The following is a 17,931-nucleotide window of genomic DNA, read 5'->3' as shown; positions in this document are numbered from 1 at the left end:
TGCCCGACCTGGTCTGGGCGGGCGAGGCGCCGGACTGCCGCCTCCTCGAGCTGCCCCGCACGCCCCCAGCCTCACGCGAAACGTCCCGCCACCTCCGCCAGGCACTCCCGGAACACCCGCACGGCCGGCGACGCCAGCTGCGCCTCGCGCTGGGCGGTGAAGATCGTGCGGCGGGGCGTGCCGGGCAGCTCGAGGAGGCGGCAGTCCGGCGCCTCGCCCGCCCAGACCAGGTCGGGCATCAGGGCGACGGCGTGGCCGGAGGCGGCGAGGCGGATCTGCGCCTGCAGGTCGGCGGTCTCGAAGCGGACGTCCGGCTCGAAGCCCGCGACCCGGCAGGTCTGCTCGGCGAAGTGGCGGCTCGCGGTGCCGCGCGGCTCCATCACCCAGGCGGAGTCGCGGGCCGAGGCGAGGTCGACGACGGCGGAGTCGTGGCTCACGGCGAGGCGGATCGCGTCGGTCGTCAGGTCGCTGCGCACCAGTCCGGGCAGCCAGGAGGTCGAGTGGCCGGGGTACTGCTCGGCGACGACGAGGTCGAACTCCCGCGCCCACGACGTCTCGTGCAGCGCACCCTCGGGCTCGCGCTGCACCATCTCGACGCGCACCTCCGGGAAGCGGTCGGCGACGGCCCGGAGCGCACCCGGCATGAGCGCGAGCGCGGCCGACTGGAACACCGCGACGCGCACCCGCCCGGTCACCGACTCCCCCGAGGCCGCGAGCGCCGCCTCCGCCCGCTCGAGCAGGGCCATCACCTCGCCGGCCGCCTCGACCAGGATCTCGGCCTGGGGTGTGAGCTGCACGCGCCGGCCCGCCTTCCGCAGCAGCTCGACGCCGGCCTCGCGCTCGAGCACGGCGAGCTGCTGCGAGACGGCGGAGGGACTGTAGGCGAGGGCCTCGGCCGCGGCGGCGAGAGTGCCGCGGATGGCCACCTCGCGGAGCAGGACCAGGCGGCGGACATCGAGCACGGCGTCTCTCCGATCGTTCAGCTGAGCTGACCGGTACCGGTAAGGAACGGTCGCTTCTGCTCAACGGTAGTCGGTCGAATACTGAAGGCACCCACCTCAGAGCAGAAGGACCGCACCATGACGGATCTCGCCAGCCCCGCTCTCGCCACCGGCCCCGCCGCCGACGGTCCGTCCGCCGATTCGATCGATCCCCGCCTGGTCGACGAGAGCGTCGCGCTGGTGCGGCGCTGGCTGCGCGAGGCGTCCGCGATCCCGATCGACGCCTCCGGGGCGCAGCTGGCGGGCGTGCTGAAGGACCCGGCCGGCCTGGACTTCACGGTCGGCTTCGTCGACGGCGTCGTCCGCCCCGAGGACACCCGCGTCGCGGCGGCGGCGCTGAAGGCGATCGCGGGCGGCGTGCCGTCCTTCCTCCCGGCTCCGATGCGCGGCGCGGTCGCCCTCGGCGGCGTCATGGCGCCGCTCCTCCCGGACGTCGTGGTGCCGATCGCGCGCCGGGTGCTGCGACGGATGGTCGGCCACCTGATCATCGACGCGACCGACTCCCGCCTGGGCCCGGCCATCGCCGCGATCCGCCGCGACGGCGTCCGGCTCAACATGAACCTGCTCGGCGAGGCCGTCCTCGGCCGCGAGGAGGCCCACCGCCGCCTGGAGGGGACGCACCGGCTCCTCGCCCGCGACGACGTCGACTACGTCTCGATCAAGGTCTCCTCGAGCACCGCCCCGCACAACCCGTGGGCCTTCGACGCCGCGGTCGACGACATCGTGGAGGAGCTGGCGCCGCTGTTCGCCCGGGCCGCCGCGTCCTCGCCGCAGAAGTTCATCAACCTCGACATGGAGGAGTACAAGGACCTCGACCTCACCATCGCGGTCTTCACCCGCATCCTCGACCGGCCGGAGTTCCTCGGCCTCGAGGCCGGCATCGTGCTGCAGGCCTACCTGCCGGACGCGCTCTCGGCGATGATCCGCCTGCAGGAGTGGAGCGCCGCCCGCCGGGCCCGCGGCGGCGCCGGCATCAAGGTGCGCCTGGTGAAGGGCGCGAACCTGCCGATGGAGCAGGTCGAGGCCTCGGTCCACGGCTGGCCGCTGGCGACCTGGAGCAGCAAGCAGGACTCCGACACGAACTACAAGCGCGTCGTCGACTACGCGCTGCACCCGGAGCGGATCCGCAACGTGCGGGTCGGCGTCGCCGGGCACAACCTCTTCGACGTCGCGTACTCGTGGCTGCTCGCCGGCACCCGCGGCGTCCGCGAGGGGATCGAGTACGAGATGCTCCTCGGCATGGCCCAGGGCCAGGCGGAGGCGGTGCGCCGCACGGTCGGCTCGCTCCTGCTCTACACGCCGGTCGTCGCGTCGGCCGAGTTCGACGTGGCGATCGCCTACCTGATCCGCCGGCTGGAGGAGGGCGCGTCGAGCCAGAACTTCATGTCGGCCGTCTTCGAGCTCGAGGCCGACCCGGCGCTCTTCGCGCGGGAGGAGGAGCGGTTCCGCGCCTCCGTCGCCGCCCTCGACGGGGCCGTCCCCCCGGCGCACCGCGTGCCCGACCGGTTCGCCGCGAGCGGCCGTCCGGGACCGGGCGACTTCCGCAGCACCCCCGACACCGACCCGTCCATCGCCGCGAACCGCGAGTGGGCGCAGGCGATCCTCGCGCGCGTCCCCTCCTCCCGGGCCGGCGCCGACGCGATCGAGGCCGCCACGATCGGCACCCTCGACGAGCTGGAGTCGGTGCTCTCCGGCGCCCGCGGCAGCGGCTGGAGCGACGTCCCGGCCGAGGAGCGCGCCCGCATCCTGCACCGCGCGGGCGACGAGCTGGAGGCGCGCCGCGCCGAGCTGCTCGAGGTCATGGCGGCCGAGGGCGGCAAGACCCTCGACCAGGGCGACCCCGAGGTCTCGGAGGCCGTGGACTTCGCCCACTACTACGCCGAGCGCGCCCTCGAGCTCGACGCGGTCGACGGCGCCCGCTTCCACCCGGCCGCGCTGACCCTGGTCGCTCCGCCGTGGAACTTCCCGGTCGCGATCCCGTCGGGCGGCGTCCTCGCGGCGCTCGCGGCCGGCTCCGCCGTGGTGCTCAAGCCCGCCGGACCGACCGCGCGCTGCGGCGCCGTGGTGGCCGAGGCGCTGTGGGCGGCGGGCGTGCCCCGCGAGGCCCTGCGCCTGCTCCGCCTGCCGGAGGAGGAGCTGGGGCGCGACCTGATCGCCTCCCCGCAGGTCGACCGGGTGATCCTCACCGGCGCCTACGAGACGGCGGAGCTGTTCCGCTCCTTCCGGAACGACCTCCCGCTGCTCGCCGAGACGAGCGGCAAGAACGCGATCGTGGTCACCCCCTCGGCCGACCTCGACCTGGCGGTGAAGGACGTGGTGGCGAGCGCCTTCGGGCACGCGGGCCAGAAGTGCTCCGCCGCCTCGCTCGTCGTGCTGGTGGGCTCCGTCGCGCGCTCGAAGCGGTTCCGCGCGCAGCTGCTCGACGCGGTCTCCTCCCTCACGGTCGGCTACCCGACCGATCCCGCGACGCGGATGGGGCCGGTGATCGAACCCGCCGAGGGCAAGCTGCTGCGCGGCCTGACCGAGCTCGGCGCCGGTGAGACCTGGCTGCTGCAGCCGCGGAGCCTCGACGACTCCGGACGCCTGTGGAGCCCCGGCGTCCGCGACGGCGTGCGCCGCGGGTCCGAGTTCCACCGCACCGAGTACTTCGGGCCGATCCTCGGGATCATGACGGCGGCGACCCTCGACGAGGCGATCGCGATCGTCAACGAGGTCGACTACGGGCTCACCTCGGGCCTGCACGCGCTCGACCCGGAGGAGATCGGCACCTGGCTCGACGGGATCGAGGCGGGCAACCTCTACGTGAACCGCGGGATCACCGGGGCTATCGTGCAGCGCCAGCCGTTCGGCGGCTGGAAGAAGTCGGCGGTCGGCCCGGGCACCAAGGCGGGCGGACCGGACTACCTGCTCGGCCTGGGCTCCTGGACCGCGGCGCCGTCGGAGGCGACCGCTCCGGTCGTCGGACCGGCCGCCCGCCTGCTCGCCGCGTCGCGCGCGGAGCTCCCGGCGGAGGAGCACGCCGCGGTGGAGCGGACGGCGCGCAGCTGCGCGGCGGCGCGGGCCGCGGGCGCTCCTCGCGACGTGACGGGGCTGGAGGCGGAGCGCAACGTCTTCCGCCGCCTGCCCTACGACTCCGCCGTGCTGGTGCGCCTGGCCGCCGGGGAGCCGCTGGGCTCGCTCGTGCGGGTGGCCGTCGCGGCGGCGACCGCGCAGGCACGGGTGGTCGTCTCGAGCGCCGCGGCGCTGCCTCCGCAGCTCGCCGCCGGTCTCGACGAGGCGGCCGGCGCCGTCGTGGTCGAGGACGACGCGGCGTGGGAGGCGCGGGTGCGCGCGCACGGCGCCGGACGGGTGCGCCTGCTGGGCGCGTCCGCCGCGACGGTGACGGCCGTGACGGGCGGGCGCCCCGACCTCGCGGTCTACGCCGGCCCGGCGACCGAGGCGGGCCGGCTGGAGCTGCTGCCGTTCCTCCGCGAGCAGGCCGTGTCGATCACGGCCCACCGCTTCGGCACGCCGGACCACCTCACGGACGGGCTGCTCTGACCGGCGTGATCCGACCGGCGTGATCCGACCGCCTGCCACGAGGTGCCGCTCCGGTACGCCCGCTCCGGCGTGTCGCGTACCGGAGCGGCGTCTCGCGGCAGAGGGAGACGGAGGGACGACGGGGCGGAGAGGGATCAGCCGCAGGCCGCACGTCAGTCCGCGTCAGCTCCGCGACGGGGCCGCAGGGGTGGAGCGCGCGTCGTTGCTGGTGCGCGGGCCCTCCGGGAGGAGCGCGGCGCGTCCCACGCCCGATCGACGGCGGCGGACGGGGTCAGCAGGATGTGCGCATGACCCGCCAGGAGAACGTCCGGCGCACCGCCGCGCCCGCCCGCGCGCCACGCACGCGCCCGACCGTCGGCTCCGCCTTCGACCCGCGGTCGAACAGCATCAACGCCCTGCGGCTCGGGCTGGCGGTCCTCGTCATCGTGTCGCACTCCTTCCCCCTCGGCGGCTACGGCGACGACCCCGGGCTCGGCGGCTCCACCCTCGGCGCCTGGGCGGTCGGCGGGTTCTTCGCCACCTCCGGCTTCCTGATCACCGCGAGCCGGCTGCGCTCGCGATCGCTGGTCGACTTCCTCTGGCGGCGCTTCCTCCGCATCTATCCCGCCTTCCTCGTCTCGCTCCTGGTCGTGGCCTTCGTCGCCGCACCGCTCGCGTCGCTCCTCCTCGGAGCCGGCGAGTACAGCGCGGCCGGGGCGGTGCGCTTCGTGGTCGCCAATGCGGCCCTCTACATCCGGGAGTACGGCATCGCGGGGATGCTCGACTCCGTGCCCTACCCGGGCGCGTGGAACGGCTCGCTCTGGAGCCTGTTCTACGAGTTCGTCAGCTACGTCGTCATCGGCCTGCTCGTCTCCCTGGCGCCCGCGCGCTGGGTGCGGCCCCTCGTGGTCACGGGATTCGCGGGCCTCACCCTCGTCGCGGCGGTGCTCGCGACGGACCTCGTCCCGTTCCCGGCGCCCCTCAACCAGACGGTGACGCTCGTCGGCTACTTCCTCGCCGGCGCGCTCGTGCACCTGTACCGCGACCGCCTCCCCCTGACGGGCGCGCTCACCGCCGTCGCGGCCGTGCTGCTCGTCCTCGTGATCGCGACCGGCCTCTACCGCGTGCTCGCCGGCCTCCCCCTCGCCTATCTGATGGTCGCGCTCGGCGCCCGGCTCCCCCTGCGTCGAGTGGACGCGACCCACGACGTCTCCTACGGGATGTACATCTACGCGTTCCCCGTGCAGCAGCTGCTCTCGCTGGCGATCGTCGGAGCCGGAGCCGCCGTGCCGCTCTGGGCGTACATCGCGCTCTCGGTCGCAGCGACGGTCCCCCTCGCGTGGGCGAGCTGGCTGCTGGTCGAGCGCCCCGCGATGCGGCTGAAGCGCCTCACCGCCCGGGCTCCCGTCGACGTCGAGGGCCACGTCCTGCGCTGAGGCCCGGAGCCGCGAGCCCGGAGCCGCGAGCCCGCGGCCGTCCTCGCACACCCGCCCGCCCGCAGCCAGCCACACCCGGAGCCGCCCGCCCGCAGCCCCCACCGGTACCCGCGAGCCCCGCGCAGCCGCCGGACTCCGACTCTCCGCGTCAGCCGTCCCAGCCGCCGGAGAGGTCGCGGACCACCCGCCAGCGCGGATCGAGCTGCGTCGCCGCCCCTCCGTTCCACGCGCGGCTGTGGAACCACGGCGCGATCACCTCGGCGCCGCCGTGCACGTGGTCGCCGAGATGCGCGCCCCAGTACGAGAAGGTCGAGTTCGTCAGCACCAGGCGGCGGGACGCGGCCAGCAGGGCGAGCTGCTTCGGCACCGGCGTCCCCGCCCCCGGGAAGCGCACCTCGAGGCCCTCGAGGACGCGGGCCAGCTTCACCCGGCACCAGTCGAGGTCGTCCGACACGATCAGGACGCTGCGCACGGGCTCCCGCTCGCGGGCCAGGGCGAGCGCCGCGTCGACGTACTCGACCACGTCGAAGGAGTAGCGGCCGCGGAAGGCCGGGACGCTGTAGTAGTCGCCGCGCCGGATGTTCAGGGTGAGGTCCGCCTCCGGTCGCGCCGCCGCCACCAGAGCAGTGAAGGGGCCGCCGGGCGGGAGCAGCATCGTCGCGACGAAGTCCGCCAGCTCGTCCGCTGTGAACTCCACGCCGAGCTCCTGGTGGACGCTCCCGAGCTCGCGGGGGCTGAAGAACGACATCTCCGCCGGGGGCACCACGAGCTCCTCGAGGACCCGCGGGAAGACCTCCGCCCACTCCGCGGTCCTCCGCGTCGCGCGCACCGCGGTCGGCACCCCGCGGCTCCGGCGGGCGTGGGCCTGCAGCCAGAAGTAGGCGAGGTTCCCGACCCCGAACGACTCGCCGGGCAGCAGCACCGTCGTGCCCTTTCGGCGGAGGGGCGCCAGCAGGGCCGAGCGGACGTCGCCGAGCGTCACCACCGCGGGCCTCCGCCGCTCACGAGAGCTCTCCGAGCGCCACGAGCTGGGCGAAGCCGGGGTGCGCGGCCCGCACCTCCTCGAAGGTGCCGGCCCCCTCGATCCGGCCGCCGTCGAGGAAGAGCAGCCGGTCGGCGCCGCGCACGGTCGAGAGCCGGTGGGCGACCACGAGGACGGTCATGCTGCCGTGCAGCTCGGCGACGGCCCGCGAGATCTCGTGCTCCGTGCGGTTGTCGAGCGCCGAGGTCGCCTCGTCGAGGACGAGGACCGAGGGGCGCCGGTACAGCGCCCGGGCGAGGCCGAGCCGCTGGCGCTGGCCGCCGGAGAGGCGGACGCCGCGCTCGCCCACGCGGGTGTCCAGACCCTGCGGCAGCCCGCTGACGAACTCCTCGAGCTGCGCCGTCCGCAGCACCTCGCGCACGCGCTCGTGGTCGACCTCGGCCGCCGGCACCCCGAAGGCGACGTTCGCGGCGACGGTCGCGTCCAGGAGGAACACGTCCTGCGGCACCACGCCGAGCCCCGCGTACCAGGCCGCCGGGTCCTCGTCGATCGGCCGCCCGCCGCAGAGGATCCGGCCGCTCGTGGGCGGGAGCAGGCCGAGGACCAGGTCGAGGAGGGTGCTCTTGCCGGCGCCGCTGGATCCGACGAAGGCGGTCGTGGCGTTCCGCTGGATCACCAGGGAGACGTCCCGCACGACGTCCACGTCGGAGTCGGCGTAGCGGTAGGTGACGTGCTCGAGCGCGATGTCGCCGGAGTAGCGGCCGCCCGGCCCGGGCGTCTCGTCGTGCGCCCCCTCGGAGGCGAGCTCCTCGGCCGCCTCGGAGACGATCCGCAGCCCCGCCTGCCCGCTGCGCACGATCGCGAAGGTGGCCGAGACGCGGTTGAGCGTCGGCAGGGCGCGGAGGGAGGCGGCCGCGAAGACGCCAAGGACGGAGAGCGCCTCGGCGCCGGAGCCGGTGGCGACCAGGATCCCCGAGACGCCCACGACGGCGACGACGAAGCCGATCTCGAGCAGGTACTTCGGCAGCTCCGAGACGAGCGAGAGGGAGCGCAGAGCCTGGGCGCTGCGGCGCTTGGCCCCGCTGAAGCCGGCGACCAGGCTCGCCGCGCTCGAGGTCAGGCGCGCCTCGCGGAACCCGTCGAGCGAGGGGAGCAGGAACTGCCACGATTCCAGCGCGGCCTCCGCCATCTCCTCGCCGATCCGGCCCTGCCGCCGCCGCAGGAGCGCCTGGACGCCGCCGAGCAGCACCGCGAAGAAGACGGCCGCGAACAGGGTCGCGACCGGCGAGGCCACCAGCAGGATCGCCACGATCGCGACGAGCACCAGCAGGTCGGAGGCGATGCCGATCACGCCGAGGAGCACGCCGGCCGCCTGCGCGCTGGCGTCGTTGATGGTCCGGTACACCTCGGCGAGGCGCCGGGAGCGGTGGACGGCGTAGGGCGCGAGGACGTACCGCCGGAGCAGCTCCGTCGCAGCGTCGGCCGAGATCCGCGTGGTGCGGCCGAGCAGCCACCACCGGAAGACGATCGTCCCGGCGCTCTTGAGCACGAAGACGACCGCGACGAAGCCGGCGATGATCGGGAGGAGGGTCTGGACGTCCGTCGAGCCGAGGACGCCGGAGAGGACGCCGAGCGCGCCCGTGGTGGTGTCGGTCCCGGTGAGCAGCGCCATGAGCGGCACCATCGCGGCGACGCCCAGGGTGTCGAGGACCGCGAGCGCGAGGGAGCCCGCGACGGCGGCGGTGATCCAGCCCGGAGAGGCGGCGCCGGCCAGCGAGAGGAGGGTGCGCAGCCCCGGTCGCAGGGACCCGCCGCTCACGCCGCCACCCCCTCGTACACGGCGGCGATCCCGCCGCACATGGCGGAGACGTCCCGCACGGCACGAGGAGCCGCGGCCCTCGACGCCTGCCGCTCCAGCGCCGCGGCCACCGCCTCCGGGTCGTCGGCGTCGACCAGCGAGTCCCGCTCGACGATCTCGGGGTTCCCGCCCACCGCGGAGGCGACCACGCCGATCCCGCGGGCGACCGCATCGAGCAGCGTGTAGGAGCAGTTCTCCCAGACCGAGAGCTGGGCGACGACGTCCGCCGCGGCGAGCGCCGCCTCCGGATCGGCGAAGCCGGGGAACGACACGGCGTCGCCGAGGCCGAGCCGCTCGGCCCGGGCGCGCAGGGCGCCGTCGAGCGGTCCCTCGCCGGCGACGGTCAGCGTGGCGCCGGGGACGCGCCAGCGCAGCACCGCGAAGGCCTCGAGCAGCGCGTCCAGGCGCTTCTCCGGCGCCAGGCGCGCGAGCGAGAGGACCCGGAGGGAGCCCGGCTCCCCCTGCTCGCGGTCGCGGGGCGCGGCGTCGACGCCGTTCAGCACGACCTGCACCGGCAGGCTCGGCCGCCACTTCTCGATCATGGTGCGGCGAGTGGCCTCCGAGACGGCGATCGCGCCGTCGAAGGACCGCAGCCGCGCGTGGTGCGCCGCCGCGGTCGTCCGCGCCCGCAGGGCGGTGCGGTGGTAGACGTCGGGCCCGGCGATGCCGTGCTCCGTCGTGACCCGGCGGACCCCACGGGGCAGCGGGGTCGCCGCGGCCACGAGGTCGGCGTGGGCGAGGTGGGAGTGGACGATCGCCGGGCGGAGAGCCGCCGCGGTCGCGCGCAGGGTCGCCACGGAGGCGGGGGCGCCGGCGGACACTCCGAAGCGCCCGGTCGTCACGGCCGAGCCCTGCTCCCGCAGCCGCTCGGCGAGCGCTCCCTCCGGGCAGAGCACGACGAGCCGGTGGCCGGGGATCCCGTGCCGGGCGGCGTCGAGGACGTGGCGGGCCACCCCGCCGAACTCGCCGACCGGCACCGTCCAGAGCGCCAGCGGGGTCACAGCCACTCCTCCAGCCGCTCGAGCGCGGTCCAGAAGCCCTCGCCGCTGTTCACGTGCCCCTGCCAGATCTCGGGGATGAACGGCACCCCGGGCGCCAGCTCGTCGAGCGACGCCGCGAAGTCCGGCCAGTCGATCTCGCCCTCTCCGATCTGCACCCCCTCGCCGTCGACACCCGTCGCGTCGACGAGGTGCAGGTGCGCGCTGAGCGGAGCGAGCAGCGCCACCGCCTCCGAGAAGGCGAGCCCGAGGTGGTTCGCCGCGAGCTTGGTGTGCGAGGCGTCGAGGCAGAGCGGCGTGCCGGTCGCGGCCGCGAACTCCGCGGTGTCGCGCGGGTCCACGAAGAGGTTGTGGAACTGCTGCCCGCCCATGAGCCACGGGTAGGGCGGGAGGGTCTGCGCCAGCACGCGGACGCCGCTCGCGTCGATCCGCTCGAGGGCGTCGGCGACGCGCTCGTAGAGGGGAGCGCGCTGATCCGGAGCCACGTGCGCGTGGCGGGTGAAGCCGCCCATCGTGACGACCATCATCGGGTCCTCCTCCTGGCGGAACCAGCGCGCGAGGCTCCGGGTGGTCTCGACGGTGCGCTGCACCTCCGCGATCGAGCGCTCCCACACGTCGTCGTCGAAGGAGGCGAGGTCGACGAGGAAGTCGCCCGCGAACAGGTCCGGCAGGTGGGTGGTGAAGCCGGAGTCGAGGCGGCGGGTGAACACGTCGTCCGGCTCGATCTCCAGGTCGCGGTACGAGAAGTGGAACTCGAGGAAGTCGGCGTTCGACTCCGCGGCGAGCGCCGCGTGGTCGTGGTACCGCACCGGCAGGCCCCAGGGGCGGCGGAACCGGAACGGCCGGCCGGACGGCGTGCTCTCGCGCAGGTCGCCGGCGAAGAAGAACCCGCCCTCCTCGACGTCGCGGTGGAGCGCGCGGCCGAGCAGCTGCGGCAGCTCGTTGGGCTGGAGGCCCCGGCCGGGGCTGCGGACGACGACGTCGGCGGCGCGCACCACGTCCCCGATCGAGAGGTCGCGGGAGGCGACCAGCGACTTCGCGAGCGAGACGCGGTTCATCGACTCCCCCGTCGAGACCGATCGGGCGTCGCGCGTGCCGAGCGAGTCCTCGATGTCGCGGATCTCGCCGACCATGCGGCGGAACTCGTCCGGGAGCAGGGACACCGTGTGGTCGTTGCCCTCCATCCCCCGGTCGACCGTGAAGTGCTTCTCGACGATGCGGGCCCCGCGGGCGACGGCGGCGACGGGGACGTGCCAGCCCCGCTCGTGGCCGGAGTAGCCGACGACGCCGCCGCCGATCTCGGCGAGCCGGTCGAGGTAGGCGAGGTTCAGGTCGCGGTAGGGCGCCGGGTACGTCGACTGGGTGTGCAGCAGGGCGAAGGAGGTGCCGAGCGAGCGCAGCAGCGCGACCGACTCGAGGATCTCGGACTCGCGGGACATCCCGGTGCTGAGCAGCAGGGGCAGCCCCCGGGTGCCGGCGTCCTCGATCAGCCCGTGGTTGGTGAGGTCCGCCGAGGCGATCTTGAGACCCGGGATCCCGTAGTCGACGAGCGCCTGCACGCTCGGGGCGTCCCACGGGGTGCAGAGGACGTCGATCCCGGCCTCGGCCGCGTGGTCGAAGACCCGGAGGAGCGGCTCGGCGGGCAGCGAGAAGCGGCGCAGGAGGTCGATCGTGTACTGGGCGCCGAGGTCCTCCCCCGCGGTGGCCCCGCCGGCGCGCCGGTAGAGGGAGTCGAGGTCGCGCAGCTGGAACTTCACCGCGTCGGCGCCCGCCTCGACCGCGAGGTCGACCAGCCGCCGCGCCAGATCGACCGAGCCGTTGTGGTTGTTGCCGATCTCCGCGATCAGGAAGGCCGGGTGGCCGTCGCCCACCTCGTGGCGGCCGATCCGCAGCGCCCGATCGCCCTCGACCGCGATCGCGACGAGGTGCCCGCGGTCGTCGACGAGCGGGAGGTGGCTGATCCCGTCGCGGCCGAGCCGGGCGGCGATCGCGGTGGCCGGCTCGTCCGCTCCCGCCGTGCGGACGGCGGTGTTCGCGACGGCGAGGGCCGGGACGTCGAGGGCGGCCGTCGGGTTCGCGATGATCCAGCGGCGGAAGTCCCCGTCGGACACCGACCCTCGGAGGATCCCGTGCCCGTCGACGCAGAAGACGATCCGCTGCTTGTTCGCGTTGATCTTGGCCAGCGCGGTGAGCACCGGGTCCTCGGCGAAGACGATGAACGGGGCGAGGTGCCGGTCGATGATCATGCGCCGCCTCCCGCCGACAGGCTGAGGAGGGTCTGCTCGACCACCGCGAGGTCCGCCTCGGTGTCGATGTCCCCGCCCTCCGCCTCGTCCATGACGAACAGGCCGACCCGGCCGCCGATCCGGTTGCGCTCGCGCTCGTAGACCTCGGTGCGGGTGAGGTAGAGGGACCCGGTCTCGCGGTAGAAGAAGTCGGCCTCGGCGAGGTCCTGGCGCCGCGGCCGGGCCGTGACGTCGTACTGCGGCACGGCGGCCCCCTCCTGCAGCCGCCAGAGGAACGGCGTCTGCGGGACGACGCCCACCAGCGAGTCGACCCCCGTCGAGGCGAACTGCTCGAGCGCGCGGGCGAGGGTGCCCGGGAGCCGGATCGGCGAGGTCGCCTGGAGCAGCATCACCGCGTCCGGGCGGCGGCCCAGTGCGGCCCGGTGCTCGATCGCGTGGAGCACGACGGGCTCGGTCGCCGTCTCGTCGCGCGCCAGCTCGGCGGGCCGGAGGAACGGCACGTCCGCTCCCGCCCCCTCCGCGATCGCGGCCAGCTCGGGGTCGTCGGTCGACACGAGCACGTCGAGACCGGCGGCGAGCGCCTGCTCGATGCTCCAGACCACCAGCGGGCGGCCCGCGACGGGGCGGGCGTTCTTGCGCGGGACGCCCTTCGAGCCCCCGCGGACGGGGATGACGCAGAGAACGGTCACGGGGTGCCTCCTTCGGCGATGGCGAGTGCCCGGCGGGCGACGGCGACGGCCGGCTCGACGGACGGGACGGGCGGAGCCGCGGTCGGCGTCTCCCCGCCCCAGCGCGCGAGCCGGTACCGGCTCCAGAACTCGAGCACCCAGGCGGGCGGGTCCTCGCAGACGACCCACGCGGGGATCCCGGCGGCCGCGGCCTCGAGGACCCCGGTCGAGAAGATCGAGGCGACCGGCCGGGCCTGCGCGGCGAGGTCGCCGCCGCGGAGCACCCGGATGCCGCGGCGCTCCCACCGCGCGTGCTGCCAGCGCGAGCGGCGGTCGACCTCGGCGGGGTGGGGGCGGTAGTCGGCGCCCGCCTCGCGGCAGAAGCGGGAGGCGGTGGCCGCGGCCGTCCGCCGGGGCAGCTCCGCGCCGTGCAGCTGGCCGAGGAACAGGGGCCGCTCCTCGAGCCGCTCGGGGCGCGGGCGGCGCGACGCGGTCCAGAGCAGCTGGCTGCCGACGACCTCGGTCTCCACGTCGCTGCGGCCGGAGGTCCAGAAGGCCGCGTCCTCCTCCGAGAACGCCAGCAGCGTCGCTCCGGGCGGGAGCGGCGGGGCGGAGGGGGTGAGCAGGCCGTGCTGCACGACCAGGAAGCGGGCGCCGAGGATCGCGGACCAGCGGTGGGCGGCCGCTCCCGCCGCGAGGAAGTGGCCGGTGGCGATCACGGCGCGGAGGCTCCGCAGCTCGGCGGGCGGGTCCGCCTCCGGGTCGACCGGGTGCGCCCTCCAGCGGCCCGGCAGCAGCCCGGACAGCGCGTCGTCGGCTCCGGAGGGAGCGAGGACCGCCGCGGGAGCCTCGCCGAGAGGAGCGAGCGAGGCCGCGGTCGAGGCGAGGGCGCTCGCCGTCGACGCCTCCACCGCGAGCAGGACGGCGGGCCGGTCGCCGCGCACGTGCAGCACCAGGCGGGTCGGCTCGGAGCGCCGGAGCGCCGCCCGGGCGGTGCGCAGCGGGTCGCGGCCGCGCTGCCAGCGGCGCCAGGCCTCCAGATCGGTCGGGTGCGTCAGCGCCACAGGGCCCTCACCTCCCGCATCCGGTGCACGAAGGTGTGCTCGGCGCCGGTGCGGCGCGCGCCCGCCTCGCGGATGCGCCGCGCCCACGAGGGGTCCGCGCCCGCCCGCCGCACGTGCTCGACGAGCTGGTCCCGCTCCTCGAAGACGAGCACCTCGCTGCCCACCTCGTAGAACTCCGCCACCTCGGGCCGGTCGATCAGGGTCAGCGCCCCGACGCCCGGGGCCTCGAAGGCGCGCATCGAGAGTCCGCCGTGGCCCGCGCCGTGCAGAGCCAGGGTCGCGGTCGAGCCGGCCATCACTCCGTAGTAGCCCGCCCGCGGGACGTCGCGGCGGGCGGGGACGCCGGCCGAGCGCCAGCGGCCGGTGCGCGCCACGTCCCAGGGGTGCCGCGACCACTGCCGCCCGTACGCCTCGACCGCGACACCGCCGGCCGCGAGCTCCCGCAGCACGCGCTCGCGCTCGGGGTAGCGGGCGCCGACGAAGGTCACCGCGGCGGAGGGGCGGGGGCGGAAGGAGAGGAGGGAGTCGAAGGCGTCGGGCAGGTGCCCGGCCGGAACCCCCGCGCGGGCGAGCTCGGCGACGTCGGCGGCGGAGTAGCTGACGATCGACACCGCCTCCCCGGCGAGGGAGCGCAGGCGGTCGACGGGGTGCCCCATGTTGCGGAGCTCGTCGTAGAGCCAGAGCACCACGGGGACGCCGGCGCGGCCGACCTCCTCCCACCAGGCGTCGCCGAGGGAGTCGCCCTTCACCACGAGGACGGCCCGGGGCCGGACGGCGCGCAGCGCCGCGATCGCACGGTCGGTCTCGGCGCGCATCGACGAGCGCCGGAGCCGGCCCCCGGGGAGCCGGTGGCCGAGGGCGTCGCGCACGTGGGCCAGCCCGGTCGCGGCGTCGTAGCGGTGGACGACCACGTCGTCGCCCAGGTGGGCCAGCGCCGACTCGAGCGCCTCCCAGTAGCCGTGGAAGACCGGGCTCACCACGAGCACGGGCCCGCTCACCGGGACGCCGCCTCGGCGGCGGCGACGAGCCGGAGCTCGCGCCGGAGGACGGCCAGCGGGCGCACGTCGCTGCCGGCGGCGGCGCGCACCGCGTTGGCGGCGAGGTTCACGGCGGAGGCGGCGCGCAGGGCCGCGGCGAGGGCGGCGGGGCGTCCGCCCCACTTGCGGGCGTAGCGCAGGCGCGAGGCGACCAGCCAGACCAGCCGGCACGCGGGGTCGGAGGAGCCGCCTCCCGTGTGCTCGGCGACGACGGAGCCGGCGAAGACCGAGGGCACGCCGCGCTCGCGCAGCCGGCGCTGGAGGTCGACCTCCTCGCAGTTCATGTGGAAGGACTCGTCGAACCCGCCGACCGCGCGGAACTCGGCCACCGGCAGCAGCATCACGGCGCCCACCACCCAGTCCACCGGCACCGTCGCGCCCGGGGTGCACCGGGTGTCGTGGCCGACGGCCGCGTGCAGCCGCGGGCGCCAGCGCGCGAGCGGAGTGAGCCACTCCACGACGTAGTGGTGCAGCCGCGGGAAGCGCCGGCCGACCCACTGCCGCTCCCCGCCCGCGTCGACGAGGTCCGGAGCGACGACCGCGGGCAGCCACGGCCGTCCCGCCTCGAGCAGGTCGCGGAGGAAGGAGGGTCCGACGACGAGGTCGCTGTTGAGCACCAGGAGCAGCGGGTGGCGCGCCCGGGCGGCGCCCGTGTTCACCGCGGCGCCGAAGCCGCCGTTCCGCTCGCGCCGCACGACCTCCACTCCGTCGATCCCGGCCGGGAACGGGACCGGGGAGGCGTCGTCGACGACGACGATCTCGAGGGCGGGGGGCGACTCCTGGCTGCGGAGCCGCTCGACGAGGGCGAGCGCGGGCGCGGGGTCGCCGTAGTGCGGGATCACGACGCTCACCCCCTCGGCGGTCACCTCGCGACCGTCTCGGCGGCGCGATCCCGGCGGAGCGAGCGGCGGGTGCTCCGGACGGTGGCGGCCGGGGGCTCCGCGCCGACGGGCAGAGCGCCGAGAGCGGGGAGGATCACCCGGAGCAGGGCGTCGATGTCCTCGACGGCCGCCGCGGCGACGTCCGGTCCGCGCCCGAACGGGTCGGCGAAGTCGTCCTCGGCGCCGTAAGGGGCGGTGTCGTCGGCGAGCAGCCGCAGGAGCGGGACGCCGGGGGCGGCTCCCGCCAGCCGCGCCGCCCGGCGGACCGTGGTGGTGCGGCGCGCGGCGGCCGGGAAGTGGCGGGTGACCCACTCGCGCTGGCCCGCCTCGAACACGAGCACGGGGTCGGTGCCGGCGAGCATCCGGCCGTCGGCCTGGCGCGCGCGGTGCCCGGCCGTGGAGAGTCCGCGGGCCCGCAGCGCATCGCTGAGCTCGGGGTCGAGCCCGCGGCCGGCCTCCGCGTGCGTTCCCGCGCTCTCGACCCGCCAGTCGGAGCCCGCGCCGAGCAGGCGCGCCGCGATCAGCTCGGCCGAGGGCGACCGGGCCACGTTCGCATGGCAGAGCAGGAGCAGGCGCCCGCTCATCGAGCCGCCCGGCGGGACGTCTGCGGAGGCAGGGCCCGCGACTCCACCGGGGCGAGCTCGGACCGGCGCGGTGCCGCCGCCGCGCGCTTGCGCCCCGTCGCCGGCTGCGGCTCCGCGTAGTACGCGTTCTTGCGGTCGTAGTAGTAGTACCCGGTGTCGCCGTCGCGGGCGGTGACCATGTTGAGCACGGTGCCGAGCACGCGGGCGCGGACCTGCTGGACGATCCGCCGGGCGGCGACGACCTCGGGCCGGCGCGTCTGGTTCGAGGCGACGACGAAGACGACGCCGTCGACGACGGTCGCGACGATGGACGCGTCCGTGACGGGCAGCACGGGCGGGGCGTCGATGACGACGAAGTAGTCCTTGGAGAGGCGCGCGACCAGGGCGCGCATCGCCTCGGAGCCGAGCATCTCGGACGGGTTCGGCGGGATGTGCCCGGCCGGGAGGGCGTAGAGGCCCGCGGTGCCGGTGGGGCGGATCGCGTCGTCCACGGGGATCTGGTGGCTGAGGACCTCGCTGAGGCCGATGGCGCCGTCGATGTCCAGCATCCGCGCCACGGAGGGCCGGCGGAGGTCCGCGTCGACCAGGAGGGTGCGCTGCCCGGACTCCGCGGTGACGCGGGCCAGTCCGGCGGCGATCGTGGACTTCCCCTCGGCCTGGTTGGCGCTGGTGATCACGACGCTGCGCGTCTCCTCGTCGACGCTGGAGAAGCGCAGGCCCGTCCGGAGCGAGCGGAACGCCTCCGCGGTGAGCGCGTCGGTGCCGCGGCGGCCGCCGGTCCGGCCCGGGCGTCCCGCCTTGGGGATGCGCCCGAGGACGCCGACGCCGAAGAGCTCGGTGAGGTCGTCGACGGTCCGCACGCGGATGTCGAGGGCCCGGCGGAGGAAGGCGAGACCGAAGCCGAGAACGAGCCCGCCCAGGGCGCCGAGCAGGATGTTCCGCACCCAGTCGGGGCTCGTCGGAGCGGCGGGCGGCTCCGCGTTCTCGAGCGGGACGACGGTGATCTGCGGTGTGCGGTCCGCGGTGGACTGCGTCTCGATGTCGGTGATGACGGCCGCCAGCGCCGCGAGCGCCCCGTTGGCCAGGGCGGCGGCGTTCTGCGCGGTCCCGGCCGCGGCGGTGACCTCGATCAGGGTGCTGCCCGGAGCGACCCTCGCGGTGAGGCGGCCGCTCAGGGCCTCCCCGCCGGGATTCGCCTCCGGGTCGGCCTCGATCCGCTCGGAGACGGCGCTGCTCGAGATCAGCGGCAGGTAGGCGTTGGCCCGGGTCACTGCGGTCTGCGACCCGCTGATCGCATCGGCCGAGCTGCCGTCGCTCGCGGCGATCACGAATCCGGCCGAGCTCGACTCGTAGACCTTCGGAGTGAGGAACGAGAAGGCGGCCATCGCCAGGGCTCCGACGAGCACGGCGACCACGAGGGTCCGCCAGTTCCGCCGGATGAATGCGATGAGATCGACGACAGTCACTGCGCACCTTTCTGCGTGCCGCGCATGCGCCGCACGACGATGCTGAGGTGTCGGTCACGCTAGCAATGCGGAGCGCCTTTCCCTAGGCGGTCCCCGACCCCTCGGGAGGCCCTTTCTGCGAGGATGACGACATGTCCGCGCCAGGGGGAGAGATCGTCGTCGAGAGGCGTTCCCCGCTCGTTCACGAGGCC

General features: G+C 75.4%; 13 protein-coding genes. 2 read left to right on the top strand and 11 right to left on the bottom strand.

Annotated elements, in window-relative coordinates:
* Positions 1-71: 71 nt before the first annotated feature.
* Entirely contained in the window at positions 72-962 is an 891-nt protein-coding gene (locus tag C5B95_RS09985) for a LysR family transcriptional regulator (RefSeq protein WP_104227335.1), read from the bottom strand.
* Between the two features lie 117 nt (positions 963-1,079).
* On the opposite strand from C5B95_RS09985, the gene C5B95_RS09980 reads away from it, so the two are divergent.
* On the top strand, positions 1,080-4,541 hold the full coding sequence (locus C5B95_RS09980) for a bifunctional proline dehydrogenase/L-glutamate gamma-semialdehyde dehydrogenase (protein ID WP_104349071.1): 3,462 nt from the start codon (positions 1,080-1,082) through the stop codon (positions 4,539-4,541).
* 287 nt (positions 4,542-4,828) lie between these two features.
* Complete coding sequence (locus tag C5B95_RS09975; protein WP_104349070.1) at positions 4,829-5,956, top strand: acyltransferase; 1,128 nt, start codon at positions 4,829-4,831, stop codon at positions 5,954-5,956.
* A 148-nt stretch (positions 5,957-6,104) separates the two neighbouring features.
* On the opposite strand, the gene C5B95_RS09970 is transcribed toward C5B95_RS09975, so the two are convergent.
* The 10 genes from C5B95_RS09970 to C5B95_RS09925 are packed head-to-tail and all read right to left on the bottom strand — an operon-like array spanning position 6,105 to position 17,740.
* Positions 6,105-6,941 carry an alpha-1,2-fucosyltransferase gene (locus C5B95_RS09970; protein ID WP_104349069.1) on the bottom strand — a complete coding sequence of 279 codons (837 nt, stop codon included), beginning with the start codon at positions 6,939-6,941 and terminating at the stop codon, positions 6,105-6,107.
* Between the two features lie 16 nt (positions 6,942-6,957).
* Complete coding sequence (locus C5B95_RS09965) at positions 6,958-8,757, bottom strand: ABC transporter ATP-binding protein (protein ID WP_104349068.1); 1,800 nt, start codon at positions 8,755-8,757, stop codon at positions 6,958-6,960.
* Positions 8,754-9,797: a glycosyltransferase family 4 protein gene (locus C5B95_RS09960; protein WP_104349067.1), complete on the bottom strand. Its 1,044-nt coding sequence runs from the start codon at positions 9,795-9,797 to the stop codon at positions 8,754-8,756. Before C5B95_RS09960 ends, C5B95_RS09965 begins: the two co-directional genes overlap by 4 nt.
* Entirely contained in the window at positions 9,794-12,040 is a 2,247-nt protein-coding gene (locus tag C5B95_RS09955) for an N-acetylneuraminate synthase family protein (protein ID WP_104349066.1), read from the bottom strand. Before C5B95_RS09955 ends, C5B95_RS09960 begins: the two co-directional genes overlap by 4 nt.
* A complete protein-coding gene (locus C5B95_RS09950) occupies positions 12,037-12,729 on the bottom strand; it encodes a cytidylyltransferase domain-containing protein (RefSeq protein ID WP_104329399.1) in 693 nt (230 codons plus the stop codon). Before C5B95_RS09950 ends, C5B95_RS09955 begins: the two co-directional genes overlap by 4 nt.
* Positions 12,726-13,772 carry a hypothetical protein gene (locus C5B95_RS09945; protein WP_104349065.1) on the bottom strand — a complete coding sequence of 349 codons (1,047 nt, stop codon included), beginning with the start codon at positions 13,770-13,772 and terminating at the stop codon, positions 12,726-12,728. Before C5B95_RS09945 ends, C5B95_RS09950 begins: the two co-directional genes overlap by 4 nt.
* Positions 13,763-14,770: a glycosyltransferase gene (locus C5B95_RS09940; protein WP_104258156.1), complete on the bottom strand. Its 1,008-nt coding sequence runs from the start codon at positions 14,768-14,770 to the stop codon at positions 13,763-13,765. The genes C5B95_RS09945 and C5B95_RS09940 overlap by 10 nt, the downstream gene beginning before the upstream one ends.
* A complete protein-coding gene (locus C5B95_RS09935) occupies positions 14,767-15,675 on the bottom strand; it encodes a glycosyltransferase family 2 protein (RefSeq protein WP_104349064.1) in 909 nt (302 codons plus the stop codon). The genes C5B95_RS09940 and C5B95_RS09935 overlap by 4 nt, the downstream gene beginning before the upstream one ends.
* Positions 15,672-16,274 (bottom strand): hypothetical protein, encoded by a 603-nt coding sequence (locus C5B95_RS09930; RefSeq protein WP_104227202.1) that lies wholly within the window; start codon positions 16,272-16,274, stop codon positions 15,672-15,674. Before C5B95_RS09930 ends, C5B95_RS09935 begins: the two co-directional genes overlap by 4 nt.
* Positions 16,271-17,740, bottom strand: a complete 1,470-nt coding sequence (locus C5B95_RS09925) for a polysaccharide biosynthesis tyrosine autokinase (RefSeq protein ID WP_104224518.1) — start codon at positions 17,738-17,740, stop codon at positions 16,271-16,273. The genes C5B95_RS09930 and C5B95_RS09925 overlap by 4 nt, the downstream gene beginning before the upstream one ends.
* Positions 17,741-17,931 lie beyond the last annotated feature (191 nt).

Origin of the sequence: Rathayibacter sp. AY1A7 (assembly GCF_002930845.1) — a bacterium.
Taxonomy (GTDB): domain Bacteria; phylum Actinomycetota; class Actinomycetes; order Actinomycetales; family Microbacteriaceae; genus Rathayibacter.
This window is presented reverse-complemented; position numbering and strand designations above follow the sequence as displayed.